The sequence below is a fragment of the Nitratireductor sp. GISD-1A_MAKvit genome (genome assembly GCF_040819555.1).
Classification (GTDB): Bacteria; Pseudomonadota; Alphaproteobacteria; order Rhizobiales; family Rhizobiaceae; genus Nitratireductor.
Genome location: NZ_CP161919.1, coordinates 206,652 through 226,665 on the forward strand (window position 1 = coordinate 206,652; position 20,014 = coordinate 226,665).

The 20,014-nt window shown below is 60.9% G+C and carries 19 protein-coding genes and 3 pseudogenes; 11 read left to right on the forward strand and 11 right to left on the reverse strand.

Annotation, left to right across the window (positions count from 1 at the left end; genetic code table 11):
* Nucleotides 1-68: 68 nt before the first annotated feature.
* Complete coding sequence (locus AB2N04_RS00915; protein WP_367714281.1) at nucleotides 69-1,442, forward strand: ISNCY family transposase; 1,374 nt, start codon at nucleotides 69-71, stop codon at nucleotides 1,440-1,442.
* A 91-nt stretch (nucleotides 1,443-1,533) separates the two neighbouring features.
* Here the strand turns inward: AB2N04_RS00915 and AB2N04_RS00920 are convergent, their stop codons facing one another.
* Nucleotides 1,534-1,866, reverse strand: a complete 333-nt coding sequence (locus AB2N04_RS00920) for an ASCH domain-containing protein (RefSeq protein WP_367714282.1) — start codon at nucleotides 1,864-1,866, stop codon at nucleotides 1,534-1,536.
* 368 nt (nucleotides 1,867-2,234) lie between these two features.
* Between AB2N04_RS00920 and AB2N04_RS00925 the strand changes: the two genes are divergently transcribed.
* Complete coding sequence (locus AB2N04_RS00925) at nucleotides 2,235-2,696, forward strand: group III truncated hemoglobin (protein WP_367714283.1); 462 nt, start codon at nucleotides 2,235-2,237, stop codon at nucleotides 2,694-2,696.
* 4 nt (nucleotides 2,697-2,700) lie between these two features.
* The gene (locus tag AB2N04_RS00930; RefSeq protein ID WP_367714284.1) at nucleotides 2,701-3,165 is read left to right on the forward strand and encodes an Rrf2 family transcriptional regulator; all 465 of its coding nucleotides are present in this window, start codon (nucleotides 2,701-2,703) and stop codon (nucleotides 3,163-3,165) included.
* A gap of 21 nt (nucleotides 3,166-3,186) precedes the next feature.
* On the opposite strand, the gene AB2N04_RS00935 is transcribed toward AB2N04_RS00930, so the two are convergent.
* The 5 genes and pseudogenes from AB2N04_RS00935 to AB2N04_RS00955 form a co-directional block, all read right to left on the reverse strand.
* Nucleotides 3,187-4,665 (reverse strand): M81 family metallopeptidase, encoded by a 1,479-nt coding sequence (locus tag AB2N04_RS00935; RefSeq protein ID WP_367714285.1) that lies wholly within the window; start codon nucleotides 4,663-4,665, stop codon nucleotides 3,187-3,189.
* Between the two features lie 23 nt (nucleotides 4,666-4,688).
* Nucleotides 4,689-5,054, reverse strand: coding sequence for a RidA family protein (locus tag AB2N04_RS00940; RefSeq protein ID WP_090330220.1), 366 nt, complete (start codon nucleotides 5,052-5,054; stop codon nucleotides 4,689-4,691).
* 21 nt (nucleotides 5,055-5,075) lie between these two features.
* Nucleotides 5,076-5,900, reverse strand: coding sequence for a carbohydrate ABC transporter permease (locus tag AB2N04_RS00945; protein ID WP_367714286.1), 825 nt, complete (start codon nucleotides 5,898-5,900; stop codon nucleotides 5,076-5,078).
* Entirely contained in the window at nucleotides 5,897-6,772 is an 876-nt protein-coding gene (locus tag AB2N04_RS00950; protein ID WP_367714287.1) for a carbohydrate ABC transporter permease, read from the reverse strand. Before AB2N04_RS00950 ends, AB2N04_RS00945 begins: the two co-directional genes overlap by 4 nt.
* Before the next feature lie 87 nt (nucleotides 6,773-6,859).
* Nucleotides 6,860-8,093, reverse strand: a pseudogene (locus AB2N04_RS00955) (sugar ABC transporter substrate-binding protein).
* A 287-nt stretch (nucleotides 8,094-8,380) separates the two neighbouring features.
* On the opposite strand from AB2N04_RS00955, the gene AB2N04_RS00960 reads away from it, so the two are divergent.
* The 5 genes and pseudogenes from AB2N04_RS00960 (at nucleotide 8,381) to AB2N04_RS00980 (ending at nucleotide 12,756) form a co-directional block, all read left to right on the forward strand.
* On the forward strand, nucleotides 8,381-9,139 hold the full coding sequence (locus tag AB2N04_RS00960) for an SDR family NAD(P)-dependent oxidoreductase (protein ID WP_367714288.1): 759 nt from the start codon (nucleotides 8,381-8,383) through the stop codon (nucleotides 9,137-9,139).
* Between the two features lie 11 nt (nucleotides 9,140-9,150).
* Nucleotides 9,151-10,218, forward strand: a complete 1,068-nt coding sequence (locus AB2N04_RS00965; protein ID WP_367714289.1) for an ABC transporter ATP-binding protein — start codon at nucleotides 9,151-9,153, stop codon at nucleotides 10,216-10,218.
* 2 nt (nucleotides 10,219-10,220) lie between these two features.
* A pseudogene (locus AB2N04_RS00970) lies at nucleotides 10,221-11,133 on the forward strand (MurR/RpiR family transcriptional regulator).
* A 4-nt stretch (nucleotides 11,134-11,137) separates the two neighbouring features.
* Nucleotides 11,138-12,196, forward strand: coding sequence for a D-TA family PLP-dependent enzyme (locus AB2N04_RS00975; RefSeq protein WP_367714290.1), 1,059 nt, complete (start codon nucleotides 11,138-11,140; stop codon nucleotides 12,194-12,196).
* Nucleotides 12,197-12,269: 73 nt separating this feature from the next.
* A pseudogene (locus AB2N04_RS00980) lies at nucleotides 12,270-12,756 on the forward strand (hypothetical protein).
* On the opposite strand, the gene AB2N04_RS00985 reads toward AB2N04_RS00980, so the two are convergent.
* Genes AB2N04_RS00985 through ugpB form a run of 4 tightly spaced genes read right to left on the reverse strand, consistent with a single transcriptional unit; the run spans nucleotide 12,757 to nucleotide 16,964 of the window.
* Complete coding sequence (locus tag AB2N04_RS00985; protein ID WP_367714291.1) at nucleotides 12,757-13,833, reverse strand: sn-glycerol-3-phosphate import ATP-binding protein UgpC; 1,077 nt, start codon at nucleotides 13,831-13,833, stop codon at nucleotides 12,757-12,759.
* Nucleotides 13,834-13,849: 16 nt separating this feature from the next.
* Nucleotides 13,850-14,686: a sn-glycerol-3-phosphate ABC transporter permease UgpE gene (gene ugpE, locus AB2N04_RS00990; protein ID WP_367714292.1), complete on the reverse strand. Its 837-nt coding sequence runs from the start codon at nucleotides 14,684-14,686 to the stop codon at nucleotides 13,850-13,852.
* A gap of 13 nt (nucleotides 14,687-14,699) precedes the next feature.
* Nucleotides 14,700-15,581 (reverse strand): sn-glycerol-3-phosphate ABC transporter permease UgpA, encoded by an 882-nt coding sequence (gene ugpA / locus AB2N04_RS00995; protein WP_367714293.1) that lies wholly within the window; start codon nucleotides 15,579-15,581, stop codon nucleotides 14,700-14,702.
* 60 nt (nucleotides 15,582-15,641) lie between these two features.
* Entirely contained in the window at nucleotides 15,642-16,964 is a 1,323-nt protein-coding gene (gene ugpB, locus AB2N04_RS01000; RefSeq protein ID WP_367714294.1) for a sn-glycerol-3-phosphate ABC transporter substrate-binding protein UgpB, read from the reverse strand.
* 218 nt (nucleotides 16,965-17,182) lie between these two features.
* Here ugpB and AB2N04_RS01005 point away from each other — a divergent pair, with 218 nt between their 5' ends.
* From AB2N04_RS01005 to AB2N04_RS01015, 3 genes are read left to right on the forward strand one after another with little or no spacing between them, the layout of a single operon-like run.
* Nucleotides 17,183-17,821 carry a lysophospholipid acyltransferase family protein gene (locus AB2N04_RS01005; protein ID WP_367714295.1) on the forward strand — a complete coding sequence of 213 codons (639 nt, stop codon included), beginning with the start codon at nucleotides 17,183-17,185 and terminating at the stop codon, nucleotides 17,819-17,821.
* Nucleotides 17,821-18,771, forward strand: coding sequence for a phosphatidate cytidylyltransferase (locus tag AB2N04_RS01010; RefSeq protein ID WP_367714296.1), 951 nt, complete (start codon nucleotides 17,821-17,823; stop codon nucleotides 18,769-18,771). The genes AB2N04_RS01005 and AB2N04_RS01010 overlap by 1 nt, the downstream gene beginning before the upstream one ends.
* Nucleotides 18,768-19,412, forward strand: a complete 645-nt coding sequence (locus AB2N04_RS01015) for a CDP-alcohol phosphatidyltransferase family protein (RefSeq protein ID WP_367714297.1) — start codon at nucleotides 18,768-18,770, stop codon at nucleotides 19,410-19,412. Before AB2N04_RS01010 ends, AB2N04_RS01015 begins: the two co-directional genes overlap by 4 nt.
* 7 nt (nucleotides 19,413-19,419) lie before the next feature.
* On the opposite strand, the gene AB2N04_RS01020 is transcribed toward AB2N04_RS01015, so the two are convergent.
* Nucleotides 19,420-19,986 (reverse strand): MarC family protein, encoded by a 567-nt coding sequence (locus AB2N04_RS01020; protein ID WP_367714452.1) that lies wholly within the window; start codon nucleotides 19,984-19,986, stop codon nucleotides 19,420-19,422.
* Nucleotides 19,987-20,014 lie beyond the last annotated feature (28 nt).

Consider the following 20,014-nt stretch of genomic DNA (forward strand, 5'->3'; position numbering starts at 1 on the left):
AAATGTCCTGATTCTGCAAAGTAGGAATGTCACTCTCCCGGTGTTTGGACCACTTGGGAGATTGCGAGTTGGGACTGATTTTGATGAGCGAACGCGAACTGCAACGCGTCGAGGTTTTATCGAAGGTTGCCGAGGGTCGCATGACGGTCGTCTCGGCGGCGCATGTGCTGGCGCTGAGCCAGCGTCAGGTTCGCAGGCTCTTGAACAGGTTCCGCCTGGATGGTGCCGCCGCGCTCCGCCACAAAGCGCGTGGACGACTATCGAACAACCGGATCGGCAACGGTGTTCGGGACTACGCACTGACGCTCATTCGCGAGCGCTATGCCGACTTCGGCCCCACCCTGGCCGCCGAGATGCTTGCGGAACATCATGGTCTCGTGGTTTCGCGTGAGACCTTGCGGACATGGATGCGTGAGGCTGGCATCTGGCTGTCACGCAAGCAGCGGCGCACATTCCATCAGCCACGATTGCGCCGCGAAGCCTATGGTGAGTTGGTTCAGATCGACGGTTCTGAGCATCGCTGGTTCGAGGGCCGCGGCGGTCCCTGCACCCTGCTCGTGTTCATCGATGATGCGACCAGTACATTGATGCAGTTGCTGTTTGTGCGCTCAGAGAGCGCCTTCACCTATTTCGCAGCTCTGGAGCAGTATCTGGCACAGCACGGTCGGCCGGTAGCGTTTTATTCCGACAAGCATTCAGTATTCCGGGTGGCGAAGACAGAAGCCAAGGGTGGTCAGGTTATGACGCAGTTCGGCCGTGCTTTGTCGGAGCTCCATATCGAGATCCTGTGCGCCAATTCCAGCCAAGCAAAAGGCCGCGTCGAGCGCGCCAACCGGACGCTGCAGGATCGGCTCGTGAAGGAACTGCGACTTCACGACATTTGCGATATGGAAACAGGCAACGCTTTCCTGCCAGGGTTTATGGAGCGATACAACGCGAAGTTCGCGAGATCCCCTGCCCGCCCGGATGATTTGCACCGGCCCATGAACGTCGCACCGGATCGTCTGCGCGATATTCTGTGTAAGCGCGAGATGCGCTATGTCGGTCAGCAGTTGGCGTTTTCTTTCGAGCGCAAGCGCATCATGCTGGAGGAGAATGATGTAACGTGCGGTCTGGTCGGCAAGTATGTTGATACCTATGCCTTTGCCGACGGACGGCTCGACATACGCTGGAAAGGACTGTCGCTCCCCTATCGCGTGTTCGACAGGGACCAGCGTGTCACCCATGCGGCTGTGACCGAGAACAAGAGGCTCGGAGAGGTCCTCTCGTGGATTAAGGATCATCAGGATGACGTGTCGTCACCACGAGTGAAGACAAACAGCCAGAAAGGCGATTATCGCAAGCGCGACCGCAAACCCGGGCGCAGGACGGACTTTGTAAACGATCCGGCCGTCAACGCGCGGCGTGAGCAGGCACTTGCGAGGTTGAAGGCGGCCGAATGATCGTTTCGCCGTGCCGCAAACCAGCTGCCATCTCCCACACGGGGCCGTCTGAGGCGGGCGATGAGTAGCCTCCCCGGCCCTATAAGGCGTATCAAACTGCCAGCCCGACGACCTCATGTTCTATAACTTGAACAATATCGGTGAGATCGATGCCAGGGTAGTGCTCGCGCATTCCCGCCAACATCACTTCGTCCGGCCACTCCTCGGTTCTTCCGAGATAGGCCGCTACCGAACAAAGAGGCATGTCCGTGCATTTGAGAACATTGACGACTACCGATTGGCTGGGGTCATCGTCGCATAAATAGCGCATCGGACCGGGAGTGATGCGTGTCTCTCGCCACCGGATCGTCGAGGTCTTCTCACCGCGCAGAATCATAGGGAAGAGGCGACCCACAACGCCGAGTGTCTGAATGGAATTATTCATCACGAAAATTATAGCTGTATCTCAAAGGACCGCAAGGAAACGCGCCTTGCCCTTCGCACCGTGTCGCGATGAGGCTGTCAAAGCTAAAGTTGATGAGCCAGGCTGGATCGCCCCCGACCGGGCTGCGCAACCCTGACCAGCGCCGCCCGGTCGGGCGCTCACGCTAGAGCATGGAACAACGACGGGGACATTTCTACTTTGCACACAATCGGACATTCCAACTTGGTTGCAACAAACCCACACTCGCTGATTGTCATTGGTGCCGGTACAGCGACTGCGGAAGCCGCCGGCCTGCGACATCGTGCCGATTGAGTGGCTCTGAATATCGTATAAACTGGTATTCAATATGCCACTTAAGGACTGGTTCGATGAGCGATGCATTTTCCGCCCGCCCGAAGCCGCAGCCGGAAGAAGCTGTGGCGGATCCCACACTGAACCGGCCTTTCATCGGTCGCCTGGTGCGCGAGTTCTATGGCCGGGTTCGCAGCGATGCGCGGCTGGGGCCCATCTTTGCCGGCGAGATCAAGGACGACTGGGAACCGCATCTGGAGAAAATGACCGATTTCTGGTGCGCGGTCATGCTCAAGGACGGCAGCTATCATGGCAGACCGGTGCCGGCTCACCTCAAGTTGAAGACGGTTGTGGAAGCCGACTTCGACATCTGGCTGGGGCTGTTTCGTGAGACTGTCGAGGAGCTGTGTGCGCCGGCAGTTGCTGCAGCGTTCATGGAACGGGCGGAGCGTATCGCGAAAAGCCTGAAGCTTGCGATGTTTTTTCGCCTGCCGGCGGCGCTCGATCCGGATGCCGCGCGCGCCCGGACCCGGGAGTGACGCGATGCGCATGACGCTGCACACCGACTATGCGCTACGGATGTTGATTTTTCTGGCCGTGCGGCCGGATGCGCCCTGCACCGTGAGCGATGTCGCGGAGGCTCATGGGCTTTCGCACAACCACCTTTTGAAGGTTGCCCGCCGGTTGAGGCAGATGGGCGTGATAAGCACGCTGCGTGGGCGCACGGGCGGCATTTTTCTTGCGCAAGATCCCGAGAGCATCGCTCTGGGAACTGTCGTGCGGGAGATGGAAGGAAGCCTTGCGCTGGTGGAGTGCATGGGCTCTGAAGCCAGCGCCTGTGTGCTCACGCCGGCCTGCCGGCTCAAAGGCATCGTGACAGAGGCGCTCGATGCCTGGCTTGCCGTGTTCGATCGCTATACGCTTGCCGATCTGGTTACCAACAGGCAGTCCCTTGCGGGGTTGCTCGGCCTCGATCTGCCTGCCTCAGGCGCAGTCGCCTCTGCCTGAGGTCGACGCGCCCGCCCTGTTCTATCGCACCTGCTCGCCAAATGCGTTTTCGTCGATGGGCCAGATCGGGCGCGCGAGCTTTTTGTAGCCGGCGGTTTTGGGGTTGTTGGGGTAGCAGCCCTCCACGACCGCGTAGATGATTTCCCCGGAAATGGGGGCGAAGCCGGCATGAAAATGGTTGGTCGACTTGATGAGCAGCACCTGCTTTTCGAGCGGATCGACACCCAGATTGGAAAAGATGTCCGGCTCGAAGGTTTGTGTGCGGTTGGTGTTGAGCACGATGTCGATTTCGGTGCCGACAAGCCGTACCACAGCGGCGGGGCCGAGCGTGACGCGGCTGGTGCCAAAGGTCTGCCAACCCTCGTCTGCCAGTTTTCGTATCTCGAACGTGCCGTCGAACGGCGTGCCGCTGGCGGCGTTCGCCTTGCCGCCAATGCGCATGTCGAGAATGGTGCCCGCGCCTGCTCCCTGGGCAAAGGCAACAGCCTGCGGATCCCAGATCGTTGCGATGCCTGCGCTCTTGATGCCGCTGTCAACAAGAGCGTGCAAAAGAACGGTGTTGTCGCCCGCCGTGCCCCCGCCGGGATTGTCCCATATGTCGGCGATGACGACGGGCCTGCCGTTTGCACCACCGGCTTTTGCCCTTGCGATGGCGTCATTCGCGGAGAGGCTGTTCATGGCGGTCATGCCGCGCATTGCGCGCACTTCCTGGCCGAGCTTTTCGGCCAGCGCCGCGCCTTTCTCCGGCGCATTGTCGGTGACGACCATGACCTGCGTGCCGAGCTCCGGCACATCACCCGCCATGAAGCCGTGGATGAGCGAGACGGAGAGAATGCCTTCCCTGCCCTGCAGCGCCTTCATGCGGTCCACGAAGGAGCGCATGGGCTCGCGGCTTGTCGGAAAAACATCGATCATGCGGCAGTCGAAGGTGGAAATCACGGGGTGGATTTCGCCGCGCGTGGCACGCAGGGCGAGATCCACCACATGTTCGGCGCGTTCGAGAAAGTCCGTATGAGGGAATTCGAGAAACGACGCGAGAATATCCGCCGCCGCCACGCGCTTGGCCGTAAGATGGCTGTGCGGATCGAGTTCGGCGGCGACGATCACGTCCGGGCCGACGATCTCGCGCACACGGGTGAGAAGATCGCCTTCGCAATCGTCGAGCCCGCGCGCGACCATTGCGCCGTGCAGGCCAAGCACCACACAGTCCACCGGCATGGCGGCCCGCAGCTGGTCCAGAATCTCGTCGCGCAGCGCCTCATAGACATCGAGCCGGACATAGCCGCCCGGCTCCGCCCAGGTGGCGGTGCCTTCGATCAGCGTGAACCCCTCCTCCCGCGCCCGCCGCCGCAAGACCGGGATGGGTGCCGAACAGAGCGTCGGAGTCTCGGGGTGTTCCCCCGGCCCGGCATAAAACGCCATCTCGAAATCGCCGCGATCAGTCGGGATCGGCGAGAAGGTGTTCGTTTCGGTGGCGAGCGACGCGGTAAAGACACGCATGCGATGAGCTTCCGGTTTCCAGATCAGAGCGGCTTGTAGGCGACGGCCTCGACTTCGATCTTGATGTCGATCATCAGCCGTGATTCCACCGTGGTGCGTGCCGGCGGGTCTTTCGGGAAATATTTGCCATAGACCGCATTGAACGGGCCGAAATCGCGCGCATCCTCCAGCCAGACGGTCGTTTTCACCACATCGTCGAGTGTGCAGCCGGCAAGCGCCAAGGCCGCCTTGACGTTTTCCATCACCTGCCCGGTCTGCTCGGTGATGCCGCCCTTGACGACAACGCCATCGGCTCCCACCGGAACCTGGCCCGAGATGTAGACGAAATCGCCGGCGCGCACGGCGGGGGAAAGTGGCACATGGGAGGTGCCGAAGCACTGCTTGGTCATAAATATACTCCGTTTTGAGACCTATTTCACCGCACCGATGGCAAGGCCGCGCACGAGATAGCGCTGCAGCCAGGCAAAGATGACGGCGACGGGGATGGTGGCGACAAAGGTGGCCGCCATGACGTGATGCCACTCGACCGTGTAGCGGCCGGCGACGAGCGAGAAAATCTGGATCGGCAGCGTGTAGCTTTCCTGACGTCGCAGCATGGTGAGCGCGATGACGAACTCGTTCCACGCATTGATGAAGGAGAAGATGGCCGTCACCGTCATCGCCGGAAGGGCGAGCGGCAAAAACACCATCACCAGTGCCTTTGCCGGGCTTGCGCCCTCGATCCACGCGGCCTCTTCAAGATCCTTCGGGATGGTGGAGAAATAGCTTTGCAGCATCCACACCGTGAACGCGACATTGAACGCGCCATAGACGAAGACGATCGAGTTCACATTGTCGAGCAGGCCGAGCCAGACCACCAGCCGGAACAGGCCAATGACAAGCACGATGGGTGAGAGCATCTGCGTGACGAGAAGAAACTGGCGGAAAAAGCCCTGCCCTGCAAACCGGAAGCGGCTCATCGCATAGGCTGCCGGAATGGAGACCGCGAGCGCGAGAATGGTCGAAAGCACCGAGACATAGACCGAATTCCACAGCGCGTTGCCGAAATTCGTGGCCTCCCACATGTCGATGAAGTTGCGCCACGCCGCCTCACGCGGCCACCAGGTTGGCGACAGCACCTCGTTTGCCGGCTTGATCGCGGTGATGAACATCACGGCAAACGGAAACAGGATCAGCACGATGAGCGGCGAAAGCAGCGCCCAGTAGACAAGCGATTTCTTAAGCTTGGGGTTCATGTCCGCTCCCTGCGCATGGCGAGCGCGACATAGAGGATGGTGAAGGCCAGAAGCAGCGCGAACATCATCACCGAAAGAGCAGACGCCTCTCCCAGTTTGCCGAAGCGGAAACCGAGCTTGTAGAGATAGGTGACGAGAATGTCGGTGGAGTTGGCGGGCCCGCCCTGCGTGGTCGCCCAGATGATCGGGAAGGAATTGAACACATAGATCATGTTGAGCACGATCGAGATGTTCAAAAACGGTTTCATCAGCGGCAGCGTGATCTCGCGGAAGGTCTGCCAGCGCGTAGCGCCTTCAAGTTTGGCCGCCTCATAAAGGTCGTCGGGGATGGACGACAGGCCGCCGAGAAAGATCGTTGTCGTGAACGGGATCGTCACCAGAATCCCGATCATGATCTGCACCGGAAACGCGGTGGAGGCGCGGGCGAGCCACTGGATGTTCTGGTCGATCAGGCCGATGTTCTGGAGGCCCGAGTTGAGCATGCCGCTTTCGCCATTCAGCGCCCAGCGCCAGACGATGGCGGTCATGGTCAGCGACACGGCCCAGGGCAGCATGATGATGACACGCGCAAGCGAGCGGCCATAAAACTCCTCGTTGAGGATCATGGCGACGGGCACGGAAACGATGAGCGTGCCGAACACGATGCCGCCGGTCCAGATGAAAGTGCGCCAGAGCGCGCCGAGAAAATCCGGATCGGTGAAGACGGCGACATAGTTTTCAACGCCGTTGAACCCGCGCAGCTGGCCGAAGCGGTTGACGTCGTTCAGCGAAATCGTGCCGAGCTGGTAAAGCGGCCACAGGATGATGAACGCGGCGAGCAGGAACCCCGGCAGGATCAGCAGATATGGATTTGTCAGAGGCGAGCGGATCATGGTCCCGTCAGTGTTCGCAGGGTTTCAAGCGGGGTCAGAAGCGGCATGCGCGAGAGCACTCGCGCATGCCTGTTCGAATGGATCTGCCTATTGCCCGAGAATGCCGTTGATCTCCTCGGCTGCGCCATTCAGCGTTGCCTTGGGCTCGCCATTTCCGAGATAGATGGTCTGCACCGCATCCGACGTGGTGGCGGCAATCTCCTCCCAGCCGGCGATGACCGGGGCAAAGCGGGCGTCCGGCAGAAGCGCCGTAAAGGCCTTCAGATCGGCATTGTCGGCAAAGGGCCGGTTGTGCGGCGACTTCCGGATTGACCGGAAGGAAACCTTCGCCCGAGGTGAACTTTGCGCGCCACTCGGTGGTGAAGAGCTGGTCGAGAAACTTCCAGGCCAGATCCTTGTTCTGCGAGTTCTCGAACATGATGATGGAATCGGTCACGCCATAGGTGCCGCGGTCACCTTCGGGGCCAGCCGGAATGGCGGCCACGCCGTATTCGAGGTCGGGTGCTTCTTCCTTGATCTGGTTCGAGAGGAAGGGTGCGGTGATCATCATGCCGACCTTGCCCTGCTTGAACAGGTTCTGCACGTCCTCGCGGCTGTAGGAGGTGACACCGGGCTGGGTCGCGCCGGAATCGATCAGCGATTTGTACATCTCCGCCGCCTTGTAGCCGGCATCCGTGTCGAGGCCGGAGGTGCCGTCTTCCTCGACAAGCTGGCCGCCATAGGCCCAGAAGGCATAATAGAAATAGACGTCGGTCTCGATCTCCTTGCCCTGAAGCCCGAAGCCGGAAATGTCGTCGCCCAGCGCGCTGATCTTCTCGGCGGCTTCGGCAAGCTCCTCCCAGGTGTCCGGCACTTCCTCGATACCGGCCTGCTCGAACAGCGCCTTGTTGTAGTACATGGCGCGGGCGGATGCGGCGATGGGCAGGCCATAGGTCTTTTCCTGCATTACGGACGGCTCAAGAAACACCGGGAAGAAACGGTCCTTGAAGTCCTGCGTCATGTAATCGTCCAGTGGCGCGGCGATGCCCTGATCGACAAAGTCGATCAGCCAGCGCGTGCCAATGATCGACAGATCCGCATTGGCGCTGCCGGAAATATCGGTGGTCAGCTTCTGCAGAAGCACATCCCACGGCACCACCTCGATCTGGATTTCGGAGCCGGGATTGGCCTCCTCGAATGCCTTGGCGGCCTCTTCGAAATACGGGCCGGTCTTGGAGCTGTATTCAGCCACGGTAACGCGCACGGTCTCCGCCTGCGCCCAACCAGCCATGGATAGAAGCGCGGCACCAGCGACGGTGGCTTTCAGTGCGATCCTGTTCATTCCTGTCTCCCTGTTCCTCTCTCGGGTTCCTGATGCATGCCCGCTGAAGGGGCACCTGCGCCTGGACTGTTCGTTGGGATCGCCACACGGCGCGAGCAGCGATCTTTTATGTAATTTTTTTACAGAAATTGAAAACAAGCAAGTGAAATCACACAATCATGTTGCTAAATTACGATTTATCGGCAAATCTCAGCCTGCTGGCCTGTGCGTCAGCGGGTGCCAGATTGCCCGGAAAGAACGAAGAGTCCCGTGCAAAACGGGCGAATGAGGGGAAGAACGGGAGCGCAATGATCGATCTGAATGATCACAGGATTGTCGTGACGGGAGCGGCCGGTGGCATCGGCCGGGCCATGGTGGATGTCCTTTCAGGGTTCGGCGCCATTGTGATCGCATGCGATCTGGAGGAAGCCGACCTGTCATTCGACGGTGTCGGGGAAACCCACCGCTTCGATCTGCTGGACGATGACGCGGTCGAAGCCGCGGTCAAGCGGATCTGCGATGGCGGCGCGCCGGATGCAGTGATCTCCAACGCCGGCTGGACGCGCGCCGAAACGCTGGATGATGTGACACCCAAGGCGCTCTCCCACGAGCTGGATCTCAACCTGCGCAGCGCCGCGCGGCTTTCGCAGGCCTTCCTTCCAGCGATGCGCGCAAGCGAAAAGAGCGCGGCTTTCGTGTTCATTTCATCCATCAATGCGCTGTCGCACTACGGCAACCCCGCCTATGCGGCAGCCAAGGCGGGGCTGATCGCCTGGATGCGCGCCATCGCCACGGAAGAAGGCCGGCACGGCATCCGCGCCAATGCGATCACGCCGGGCTCCGTGCGCACCATGGCGTGGGACCACCGTATCGAACGCGATCCGGGCATACTGGCGAAGGTCCGGCAGCTTTATCCGCTGGGGCGCATGGTCGAGCCTGCGGAAGTGGCGCGTGCCGCCGCCTTTCTTGCCTCCCCGCTTGCAAGCGGCATCACCGGCACGGTGCTTCCCGTGGATGCCGGCATCTCCGCCGGCAACCTGCCCTTTCTCGAACAGATAGCCGGCTGAGGAGATCCTTCATGGCAGAGCTGAAACTGAAGGACATTTCCAAGCGCTACGGTTCGCTGACCGTGATCGAGAAGCTTTCGCTGGCGATTGACGATGGCGAGTTTGTGGTTCTGGTCGGCCCATCGGGCTGCGGCAAGTCCACACTGTTGCGCATGATCGCGGGGCTGGAGCCAATCACCGGCGGAGACCTCGTCATTGGCGGCGCACGCGCCAACGATATTCCGCCCCAGAAGCGCGACACGTCCATGGTGTTCCAGTCCTATGCGCTCTTTCCCCATATGAGCGTGCGCGACAACATTAGTTTCGGCCCGCGCGTGCGCGGCGAGCCGAAGGACGAGACCGAGCAGCGCATCAAAAAGGCAGCCGAAATTCTCAATCTCGGCGCCTATCTCGACCGCAAGCCGGGCCAGCTTTCCGGCGGTCAGCGCCAGCGTGTCGCCATGGGTCGCGCCATTGTGCGCGATCCGAAAGTCTTTCTCTTCGATGAGCCGCTGTCGAACCTCGACGCCAAGCTGCGCATCCAGATGCGCACCGAGATCAAGGCGCTGCACCAGAAGCTCGGAACCACCATTGTCTACGTGACGCATGACCAGATCGAGGCCATGACGATGGCTGACAGGATCGTCGTCATGAATGGCGGCAATATCGAGCAGGTGGGCACACCGCTGGAGCTTTACGACCGGCCCGCCAACACCTTCGTGGCGGGTTTCATAGGCTCGCCGGCGATGAGCTTTCTACAGGCCGAATCCGGTGTCGTGAACGGCACTCCCGTGGCGGTGCTGCAGGACGGGACGAGCCTCCCCATCGCGCGGGGCTTTGGCCATGAAACCGTCACCGTTGGCATCCGCCCCGAATCCTATCAAAGGGATCCGCAAGGGCCGCTGAAACTTCAGGTCGAGGTGGTGGAGCCGACGGGCCCTGAGATCCATGTGTTCGGCACCATTGCCGGAGAGGATGTGCGCGTCGTGCTGCGCGACCGCGAACTGCCCAGACCGGGCGAGACGCTTGCGCTTTCGGTTCCGGTCGAGCATGTCCACCTCTTTGACAGCGATGACGGACAACGGCTGGAGACCCACTGATCATGGACGAACGCGTGCCCGAGGACAGCGAACGCACGGTCGATATCATCGCCCGGCTGCAGGATCGTCTTGAGCGCGGGCGCGGCGCGGAAATCCGCCTGGTGGAGAGCATTCTGGCCGATCCGCAGTTTGCCGCCCATGCGCCGATTGCGCAGATTGCCGAGCGGGCAGGCGTGAGTGAGCCGACCATCACGCGGCTGGCGCGGGCGCTGGGGTTTCCCGGCACGCGGGAGATGCGGTTCCATCTCGCCCAGGCGCTCGCCATTGGCGGGGCCTATCTGCGCGAGCCAAGCGCACCTGTGGAGGATTTGCCGCTTTCAGGGCAGGTGGTGGCCAAGGTTGCCTCGGGCGCCCATGCCGCCCTCGACCTGATGTCGATGGCACTTGCCGATATCGACCTCGAGCCCATGGCCAAAGAGATCAGCCGCGCGAGCCAGATCCTCGTTTATGGCACGGGCGGCAGCTCTTCCTTTGCGGCGGTGGAACTGCAGAACCGGCTCTTTCGCCTCGGTCTGCACGTGACCGCACACACCGACCCGCAGCTCCAGCGCATGAGCGCCTCGGTACTGGAGCCAAAAGCGGTGGTGATCGGCTTTTCGGTTTCGGGACAGGGCCGCCTCGGTAATGGATGCGGTGACGATTGCCCGGCAATATGGTGCGCGTGCCTTTGTGGTGACCACACCCAATTCGCCGCTGGCGGCCGCGGGCGACGCCCTTCTGCCGCTGACCTTCAAGGAAGACGGCAATCTCTACAAGCCGTCCTCCATGCGCTATGCGCTGCTTTCGGCGGTGGACATCATCGCCATGGCGACGGCGCTCACGCTTGGCAAAAAGGTGCTTGAGCCGCTCCGGCGCGTGCGCCACAGCCTGGCCAGTCAGAACATCAAGAACCCCAATCTGCCCATCGGAGACTGATGCCTTGCGCATTCTCGACCTTGAAACGCCCGCCGTGGTCATCGACCTTGCGAAGGTGCGGGCCAACCTCGCCCGCGCGCAGGCCCATGCCGACGCCCACGGGCTGAAGCTGCGCCCGCACATCAAGACCCACAAGCTCCCGGAGTTCGCAAAAATGCAGTGCGAAATGGGGGCAATCGGCATCACCTGTCAGAAGGTGGGCGAAGCCGAAGTGATGGCCGAGGCGGGGCTCACCGACATCTTCATCCCCTACAACATTCTGGGTGCGGGCAAGCTCGACCGGCTTCTGGCCCTGCACAGGCGCGTGACGCTTTCCGTGACGGCGGACAGTGCCGTGACGATCGCCGGCTATGCAGGGCATTTCACCGATCCCGGCCATCCCCTCCCCGTTCTGGTGGAATGCGATACGGGCATGGGCCGCTGCGGTGTGCAGACGGTCGATGAAGTCGTTACGCTGGCGAAACAGATCGATGCAGCACCGGGGCTGCGCTTCGAAGGGCTGATGACCTATCCGCCGCGCGGCGAGCCTGAAGCCGTGGAGCGCTGGCTGGCAGATGCCATCGCGGCGCTTGAGAAGAAAGGCCTTCCGGTCAACACGGTTTCCAATGGTGGATCGCCCGATTTTTACCAGGCCCAAAAAATCACCAGCGCGACGGAGCATCGGCCCGGCACCTATATCTATTCCGACCGCATGCAGGTGGCTTTCGGTCATGGCACGCTGGAAGATTGCGCGTTCACCGTGCTGGCCACGGTGGTGAGCCGGCCTACGGAAAACCGCGCCATCATCGATGCCGGCTCCAAGGCACTCGCTGCCGACACCGCACCCGTTCCCGGCCATGGGCACATCGTGGAGTATCCCGATGCGGTGATCGCCTCGCTCAGCGAAGAGCACGGCATAGTGGACCTGTCGAACTGCGCGGCAAAGCCGGAGATCGGTGACAGGGTGCGCATCATCCCCAATCACGTATGCCCGGTATCGAACCTTTACGATGCGGTGAACCTCGTCGATGGCGACCGCGTGACCGAAACACTGGCTGTTGCCGCCCGCGGCCGCCTCACCTGACTGATTGTTTCACGCAATTCCGGACGGAAAACCGGTTTCCACTTTTCCCGGAATTGCTCTCATGGAGAAGCCGATGACTTACGACAAGAACCCCTTCCCTGAAGACGACGCCGACCGTCATTACTTATGGGAAATGCTGGTGCGACGAGACATCGACGCGTTCCTTTCGCAGGACTGGTCGATGGTGGAAGGAGATTTTGCCGAGGACCGCTTCTTCGGCATGCACGCGCATTTTCTCAATGATGCCGATTCCTGGCGGCTGCAGTATCCCGACGTAAAAACCTATCGCGACGAATGGCTGCGACAGGGCAAGGAAACGGCGGCCACCGAGTTTGCCGAGCCGCTGCGCGAGGCGCTTTTCCGCGTAACCAACATGCGCGACATCGACATCGACGGCGACCGCGCGGTGCTGCACAAGAAATTCAATGGCAGTGTCGCCAAGGGCCGACGGCACCGTCGACCGGCTGAACTGGCAGACGCTCTATTTCTGCGCCAGGATCGACGGGCGCTGGAAGATCACCGGCTTTGTCGGCTACATGCCGCACCCGCTTTGCGGCTGATCATTCAACGCGCTTGCCCGTCTCCGCATCGAAGAGATGGGTCATGTTCTCTTGAACGGTGAGCGGCAGCGTGTCGCCGGGCGCCACCTTCGCGCTGCCGGGTAGCCGGGCAACCAGCTCGCCGCCGGCACCATTGGCGCCTGAAAGCGTGCCGTGGGCGAGCGTGTCGGCTCCGAGCGTCTCGACCGCCGTGACGGAAAGATGAAGCGTTGCCTTTTTCTCCGAGGCAATCTGCAGATGCTCGGGCCGCACGCCGAAAAGGAGCGGACGGCCCGTCTCGGCCGGCTGGGCATCGAGCGCAAGTTTTCCACCGCCCTCCAGCACGAAATCGGTTCCCGAAACGCTTCCCTTCAGAATGTTCATCGCCGGGGATCCGATGAAGCCTGCGACGAAGCGTGTTGCCGGGCGTTCATAGACAGCCATCGGCGTGTCGATCTGCTCGGCGATGCCGGCATTCATCACCACCAGCCGGTCGGCGAGCGTCATTGCCTCGACCTGATCATGGGTCACGTAAAGCGCGGTGGTGTCGACGGAACGCTGCATCTGCTTGATCTCTAGCCGCATCTGCACACGCAGCTTGGCATCGAGGTTTGACAGCGGTTCGTCGAACAGGAAGACGGCAGGGTTGCGCACGAGCGCGCGGCCCATGGCAACACGCTGTCGCTGCCCCCCGGAAAGCGCGCGCGGCTTGCGGTCGAGATAGGGTTCAAGCTGCAGCATGGCGGCCGCCTGGTCGACGCGCTGGCGGATTTCCTCCTTCGTCTTGCCGGCGATCTTCAGCCCGTAGGCCATGTTGTCGAAGACGGACATGTGCGGGTAGAGCGCATAATTCTGGAACACCATGGCGATGTCGCGCTCGCGCGGTTCCAGATCGTTGACCACCCGACCGCCGATTTCCATCGTGCCGGCGGTGATGCGCTCAAGCCCGGCCACCATGCGCAAGAGCGTGGACTTCCCGCAGCCGGACGGGCCGACAATGACGATGAATTCGCCATCGGCCACATCCAGGCTGACGCCATGAATGACCTCGGTCTTACCGTAGGATTTGCGAACGTCGCGTATGGAAATCGTCGCCATGCCGATTCCGGTCCTTCTATTTTTCTGTCTCGACGAGGCCCTTGACGAAAAGGCGCTGCATGAAGATCACCACCGCCACCGGCGGCAAAACGGCCAGTGTTGCGGCGGCCATGGTCACGGGCCAGTTGCCGTAGTCGTCGGCGGTCGGCATCATCTGTTTCAGACCCATCACGATGGTGTTCATTTCCGGCTTGGTGGTGATCAGAAGCGGCCAGAGGAACTGGTTCCACCCGTAAATGAACAGGATCACGAAAAGGGCCGCGATGTTGGTCACCGAGAGCGGTAAGAGAATGTCCTTGAAGAAGCGCAGCGGCCCGGCACCATCAACCCGCGCAGCCTCCACAAGCTCGTCCGGCACGGTCATGAAAAACTGACGGAAGAGGAATGTGGCGGTCGCCGAGGCGATCAGCGGCAGGATCAGGCCCGTGTAGGAATTGAGCATCCCGAGCGAAGCCACGACCTCATAGGTCGGCACGATGCGCACTTCCACCGGCAGCATCAGGGTCATGAAGATCGCCCAGAAGGCGAACATGCGAAACGGAAAGCGGAAATAGACAATCGCATAGGCCGACAGGATCGAAATGGCGATCTTGCCGATGGCGATCCCCATGGCCATGACGAAGGAATTGAACAGCATGCGCCCCACCGGAGCGGTGATGCCGGAGGTGAGCGCTTCGCTGTAGTTGTCGAGGAAGTGCGGTCCCGGCACCAGCGGCATGGGTGGGCGGATGATCTCGAAATGCGTCAGCGTCGAGCCAACGAAGGTGAGATAGATCGGGAAGCAGACTATGGCGATGCCGATGATCAGCATCGCGTGCATCAGGATTGTTCCTAAGCCCTGTTTTTCAACCATGTTCCGCCCCCCTTCAATAGTGCACGCGCCGCTCGATGAAGCGGAACTGGATGACGGTCAGAACGCCCACGACAACCATCAGGATGACGGACTGGGCGGCGGATGATCCGAGGTCCTGCCCGACGAAGCCGTCGGAATAGACCTTGTAGACGAGGATGGTGGTGGACTGGCCCGGCCCGCCCGCCGTCATGGTGTGGATGATGCCGAAGGTCTCGAAGAAGGCGTAGACGATGTTGACCACCAGGAGGAAGAAGGTGGTGGGCGACAATAGCGGGAAGATGATGGTGCGGAAACGATGCCATTTGCCCGCACCATCAATCGCCGCCGCCTCGATCAGGCTTTTGGGGATCGCCTGCAAACCGGCCAGGAAGAACAGGAAGTTGTAGCTGATCTGCTTCCACGCGGCCGCGAGAATGACCAGCGTCATCGCCTGACCGCCATTGAGAACGGGGTTCCAGTCGACGCCCATGGCTTTCATGTAATAGGCGATCACGCCGATGGATGGCTGGAACATGAAGAGCCACATGACGCCGGCCACGGCAGGCGCCACGGCATAGGGCCATATGAGCAGCGTCTTGTAAGCCCCCGCTCCCTTGATGACCTGATCGGCCATCACGGCGAAAAGCAGCGCGACCGACATGGAAACCAGCGTCACGAAAAAGGTGAAGACGGCCGTGGTGACGAATGACTGGAGATAATACCGGTCGTTGAAAAGATACTCGAAATTGGAAAACCAGACGAAGCGCGCCCCAAGCCCGAACGGATCGGGCAGAAGCAGCGACTGGTAAAGGGCCTGACCGGCTGGCCAGAAGAAAAAAACGATCGTCACTGCGAGCTGCGGTGCGAGCAGCAGATAGGGCAGCAATCGGTTGTCGAAGGTAACGCGCTTTTCCATGGGCCGACCAGGTATGACAGGGCCGGCAGATCATCCGCCGGCCCTGTGGGTTTCAAAGACTTATCGCGTCGACTGCTCGAAGCGGCGCAGCAGCTCGTTGCCGCGGCTCACGGCCTCGTCGAGCGCCGCTTTGGCGTCCTTCTGACCCTGCCAGACGGCTTCCAGCTCTTCATCGATGATGGCGCGGATCTGGTCGAAATTCCCGAGACGGATGCCCTTGGAGTTTTCCGTCGGAGCCTTGCCCGTCATCTGCAGAATGGCGATGTCGGTGCCAGGGTTTTCTTCGTAGAAACCCTGCTCCTTCGTCAGGTCATAGGCGGCGGTGGTGATCGGCAGATAACCGGTATCCTGGTGCCACTGGGCCTGCACTTCGGCGCTGGAGAGATAGTTCAGGAATGCGGCAACACCGGCATACTCCTCCGCCTCATGGCCCGACATGACCCACAGCGAAGCACCGCCGATGATCGTGTTGTAGGGCGCACCTTCCGCATCCGGCCAGTAAGGCAGGTTTGTCACGGTGAAGGGGAAGTCGGTCTCGGCCTTCACACCGGCATAGCCGGCTGACGATTCGGTGAACATGGCGCATTCGCCCGAGCGGAAGCGTGCACCGCCCTCGTTGCGACGGCCCGAATAGCTGAAGAGACCTTCCTTGGCCCATTCGCCCATCTTGTCGATGTGCTGCACCTGCAGATCGCCATTGAAGGCGAGTTCGGTGTTGGTGCCGGCAAAGCCGTTGGCTTCCGTGGCGAAGGGTACATTGTGGTAGGCGCTGAGATTCTCGAGGTGAATCCAGGACTGCCATGCCGTCGTCAGCGGGCACTCGGAACCGGCTTCCTTGAGCTTGACGAGCAGCTCCTCGACTTCCGGCCAGGTGGCAGGCTTCGCCTCGGGATCGAGACCGGCCTCCTCCAGTGCATTCTTGTTGATGTAAAGAACAGGTGTGGAGGAGTTGTACGGCAGCGACAGCATTTCGCCGTCCGTGTTGGTGTAATAACCCGCCACCGGTGCAAGATAGGCGTTCGGGTCAAACTCGGCCTCAGCCTCGGCCATCACTTCATAGACGGGCTTGATCGCGCCCTTGGCAGCCATCATCGTGGCGGTGCCGACCTCGAACACCTGCAGAATGTGCGGCTGCTCGCCGGCACGGAAGGCGGCGATGCCCGCATTCAGGGCTTCCGAGTAGTTGCCCTTCAGGGTTGCAACAACCTCATAGTCTTCCTGGCTGGCATTGAAGTCGGAGACCTGCTTTTCCAGAAGTTCACCGAGACGACCGGTGAAGGCATGCCAGAACTGGACCTGGGTTTGCGCCTGAGCGACGCCGACCATTGCCGGAAGTGCCATGGATAACGCCGTGGCCGCGGATAGCATTGCGCGAAATTTCATTTTTCATCTCCCTTTAGCGTCCTGCGCCGGATTGTGCCGGTCTCTCTTGATCGCCTATTGTTACGGCTGGATGACACCATCTGCGGAATGCATTGTCCATACCTTTTGCGATATAGAAACTTCATGCCGGGCGGGGGGATGTGCTCATGCGCTTGGCCATGTGTTCATGCATCCTATACAAGAAGCAGAATCGAATCGGATTCGGACTTGAGGACAAGATGGCAATCCTGGCGCGGCTGGCAGCTGGCGGAATAACGCTGTTCGCACGCTTCATTACCGCTGTGCGGGCTGTGTGGGATGGCATCGAGCCCGTTCCCCGGCAACGCGTTTACTTCGCCAACCATGTCAGCCATGGCGATTTCATTCTCCTGTGGACGGTTCTACCCGCCAACATGCGCCGGCAGACCCGACCGGTCGCCGGAGCGGACTATTGGCTCAAATCGCCTATCCGCCGGTTCATCGGCCGGGATGTGTTCAATGCGGTGCTGATCGATCGCGACCGCAGGACACGGGCCGACGATCCGATCAGGCAGATGGCGGATGCACTGGATGGCGGCGCTTCGCTCATCATCTTTCCCGAAGGTACACGCAATGAAACGGACAACCCTCTCCTGCCCTTCAAGAGCGGGATCTTCCACCTGGCCAAGGCGCGACCGGAGATCGATCTTGTGCCCGTCTGGATCGACAATCTGAACCGGGTGATGCCAAAGGGTGAGTTCGTGCCGGTTCCGCTGATCTGCACGGTGACCTTTGGCGCACCGCTACGTTTGGATGCAGGAGAAAAGAAAGACGCATTTCTCGCGCGGGCGCGCGCCGCGCTCTTATCCATCTCCGGAACTGAAGAAGGCAGCGCGTGATGACCGGGCACCAGATCGACCTTCTGAAGCTGCTTGGCGGACTGGCCGCCGTGCTTCTGCTTGCCTCCCTCGTGGGACAGTTTCTCAAACGCAGGCTTTCGCCCGATGGCTCCAATGCGGTCATCGAGAATCTGAACGACCGGGTGAATGCCTGGTGGGTGATGATCGTTCTCATGGGCGGAGCGCTGCTTTTCGGCCGGCTCGGTGCCATTCTGCTTTTCGCATTTGCGTCCTTCGCCGCCCTGCGCGAGTTCGTGACGCTGACAGACACACGGCGCGGCGATCACTGGGCACTGGCCTGCGCATTTTTTCTCGTGCTGCCGGTTCAGTACTACCTCGTCTATATCGACTGGTACGGGCTCTATTCGATCCTTGTACCGGTTTATGCATTTCTCCTCATGCCGATCGTCTCGGCCCTGCGCGGTGACACGGACCATTTCCTTGTGCGGGTGGCGGAAGTGCAGTGGGCGCTGATGATCTGCGTCTTCTGCGTCTCCCATGTGCCGGCACTGCTGACGTTGCAGATCCCCGGCTATGAGGGGCGCAACCTGCTTCTGATCGCGTTCCTGGTGGTGGTGGTGCAGTCGAGCGACGTGCTGCAATATGTCTGGGGGAAATTGCTAGGGCGCACGAAGATCGCGCCAAAACTCTCTCCTTCCAAAACGGTTGAAGGCTTTATCGGCGGCGCACTAAGCGCCACGCTGGTTGGTGCTGCCCTGTTCTGGATGACACCCTTCACGCCTGTTCAGGCGGGGCTCCTGTCCTTCGTCATCGTGCTCATGGGCTTTTTCGGCGGGCTCGTCATGTCGGCCATCAAGCGCGACCGTGGCGTGAAGGACTGGGGGCATCTGATCGCCGGGCATGGCGGCTTCATCGACCGGCTGGATTCGGTGATCTTCTCCGCCCCCATCTTCTTTCATCTCGTGCGCTACTGGTGGTCTCTCACATGAACAAGACCGAAAACCGCCGCCCTCTCGCCAGTCGCGACACGGGCTGGGCGAAGGCCGTGGCCCGCAGGCTTGCCGCCACCTCCATCACACCCAACCAGATTTCCATGGCCAGCATGGGCTTTGCAGCACTTGCCGGGCTGGCTTTCTGGCAGTCCGGTGAGGCGCATGGCGGCGCACGCCTTGCGCTTCTTGTGCTTGCCGGTCTTTTTGTCCAATGCCGCCTTCTCTGCAATCTGTTCGACGGCATGGTCGCCGTGGAGGCAGGCAAGGCATCGCCGGACGGCCCTTTCTGGAACGAGTTCCCGGACCGGGTTGCCGATATCGTGATCCTCATCGGTGTGGGCTATGGCGTCGGTCTGCCAGCTCTCGGCTGGGCGACGGCCGGCTTTGCCGTTCTCACCGCCTATGTGCGCGAGCTTGGTCGCGCCTGCGGCCAGGAGACGGATTTTTCGGGGCCCATGGCCAAGCCGCATCGCATGGCTGCGATCACCCTTGCCGCCGCGCTCTCACTCTTCGAACCGCTGTGGCACGGGCGTGGCGAGGTGTTGACGGTGGCACTCTGGATCGTCGCCATCGGCGCAGCCCTGACGGCAATGCGCCGCTCCATGCGGCTGGTGAAGGCGCTGCGCGGTTCGGCCTAGTTGCTCGTCAGGCAAGACCCGGCAACACGGCTTTCACACCTGCGACGATCATCTCCACGGCGATGGCGAGCAGGATCATGCCCATGAGCCGCGAGGTGATCACGCTCATGGTTTCGCTCAACACGCGTCCGATGAATGATGCAAAGAAAAACACGACGAAAAGAACCGCCAGAATAATGGCAACAACAGCGCCCACAGCCAGTGTTGCCTCCAACCCGCCGGCATGTCCCGCATAGATGATCAGCGTTGCGATGGTGCCGGGACCAACGATCATCGGAAAGGCGATCGGATAGAAGGCGAGCCCCGAAAGATCGCCCATGTGATCCTGCTCGCTCTCGGTTCCGTGGTGGGAAGAAAAACCGCTCCCATTCAGCATCGACCAGGCGATGTGCGCCAGAACGATGCCGCCGGCGACGCGAAACTCATCCACCGTAATGCCGAAGAACCCGATGATCGCCTGTCCGGCAAACAGGATGACCGCGCACATGATGGCCGAGAAAATCGCAATTCTGAATGCGAGAAAGCGCTGCTGCTGAACCGTGAAACCTGCCGTCAGCGCCAGAAAGATCGGCAGGTGGGGGCGGCTCCGGGAAAGTGCAAAA

Excerpts from the sequence above, each read along its gene's own strand:
- AB2N04_RS00920 (WP_367714282.1), bottom strand. The coding sequence starts at position 1,866 with ATGAATAATTCCATTCAGACACTCGGCGTTGTGGGTCGCCTCTTCCCT.
- AB2N04_RS00925 (WP_367714283.1), top strand. The coding sequence starts at position 2,235 with ATGAGCGATGCATTTTCCGCCCGCCCGAAGCCGCAGCCGGAAGAAGCT.
- AB2N04_RS00930 (WP_367714284.1), top strand. The coding sequence starts at position 2,701 with ATGCGCATGACGCTGCACACCGACTATGCGCTACGGATGTTGATTTTT.
- AB2N04_RS00935 (WP_367714285.1), bottom strand. The coding sequence starts at position 4,665 with ATGCGTGTCTTTACCGCGTCGCTCGCCACCGAAACGAACACCTTCTCG.
- AB2N04_RS00940 (WP_090330220.1), bottom strand. The coding sequence starts at position 5,054 with ATGACCAAGCAGTGCTTCGGCACCTCCCATGTGCCACTTTCCCCCGCC.
- AB2N04_RS00945 (WP_367714286.1), bottom strand. The coding sequence starts at position 5,900 with ATGAACCCCAAGCTTAAGAAATCGCTTGTCTACTGGGCGCTGCTTTCG.
- AB2N04_RS00950 (WP_367714287.1), bottom strand. The coding sequence starts at position 6,772 with ATGATCCGCTCGCCTCTGACAAATCCATATCTGCTGATCCTGCCGGGG.
- AB2N04_RS00960 (WP_367714288.1), top strand. The coding sequence starts at position 8,381 with ATGATCGATCTGAATGATCACAGGATTGTCGTGACGGGAGCGGCCGGT.
- AB2N04_RS00965 (WP_367714289.1), top strand. The coding sequence starts at position 9,151 with ATGGCAGAGCTGAAACTGAAGGACATTTCCAAGCGCTACGGTTCGCTG.
- AB2N04_RS00985 (WP_367714291.1), bottom strand. The coding sequence starts at position 13,833 with ATGGCGACGATTTCCATACGCGACGTTCGCAAATCCTACGGTAAGACC.
- ugpE (WP_367714292.1), bottom strand. The coding sequence starts at position 14,686 with ATGGTTGAAAAACAGGGCTTAGGAACAATCCTGATGCACGCGATGCTG.
- ugpA (WP_367714293.1), bottom strand. The coding sequence starts at position 15,581 with ATGGAAAAGCGCGTTACCTTCGACAACCGATTGCTGCCCTATCTGCTG.
- ugpB (WP_367714294.1), bottom strand. The coding sequence starts at position 16,964 with ATGAAATTTCGCGCAATGCTATCCGCGGCCACGGCGTTATCCATGGCA.
- AB2N04_RS01005 (WP_367714295.1), top strand. The coding sequence starts at position 17,183 with ATGGCAATCCTGGCGCGGCTGGCAGCTGGCGGAATAACGCTGTTCGCA.
- AB2N04_RS01010 (WP_367714296.1), top strand. The coding sequence starts at position 17,821 with ATGACCGGGCACCAGATCGACCTTCTGAAGCTGCTTGGCGGACTGGCC.
- AB2N04_RS01015 (WP_367714297.1), top strand. The coding sequence starts at position 18,768 with ATGAACAAGACCGAAAACCGCCGCCCTCTCGCCAGTCGCGACACGGGC.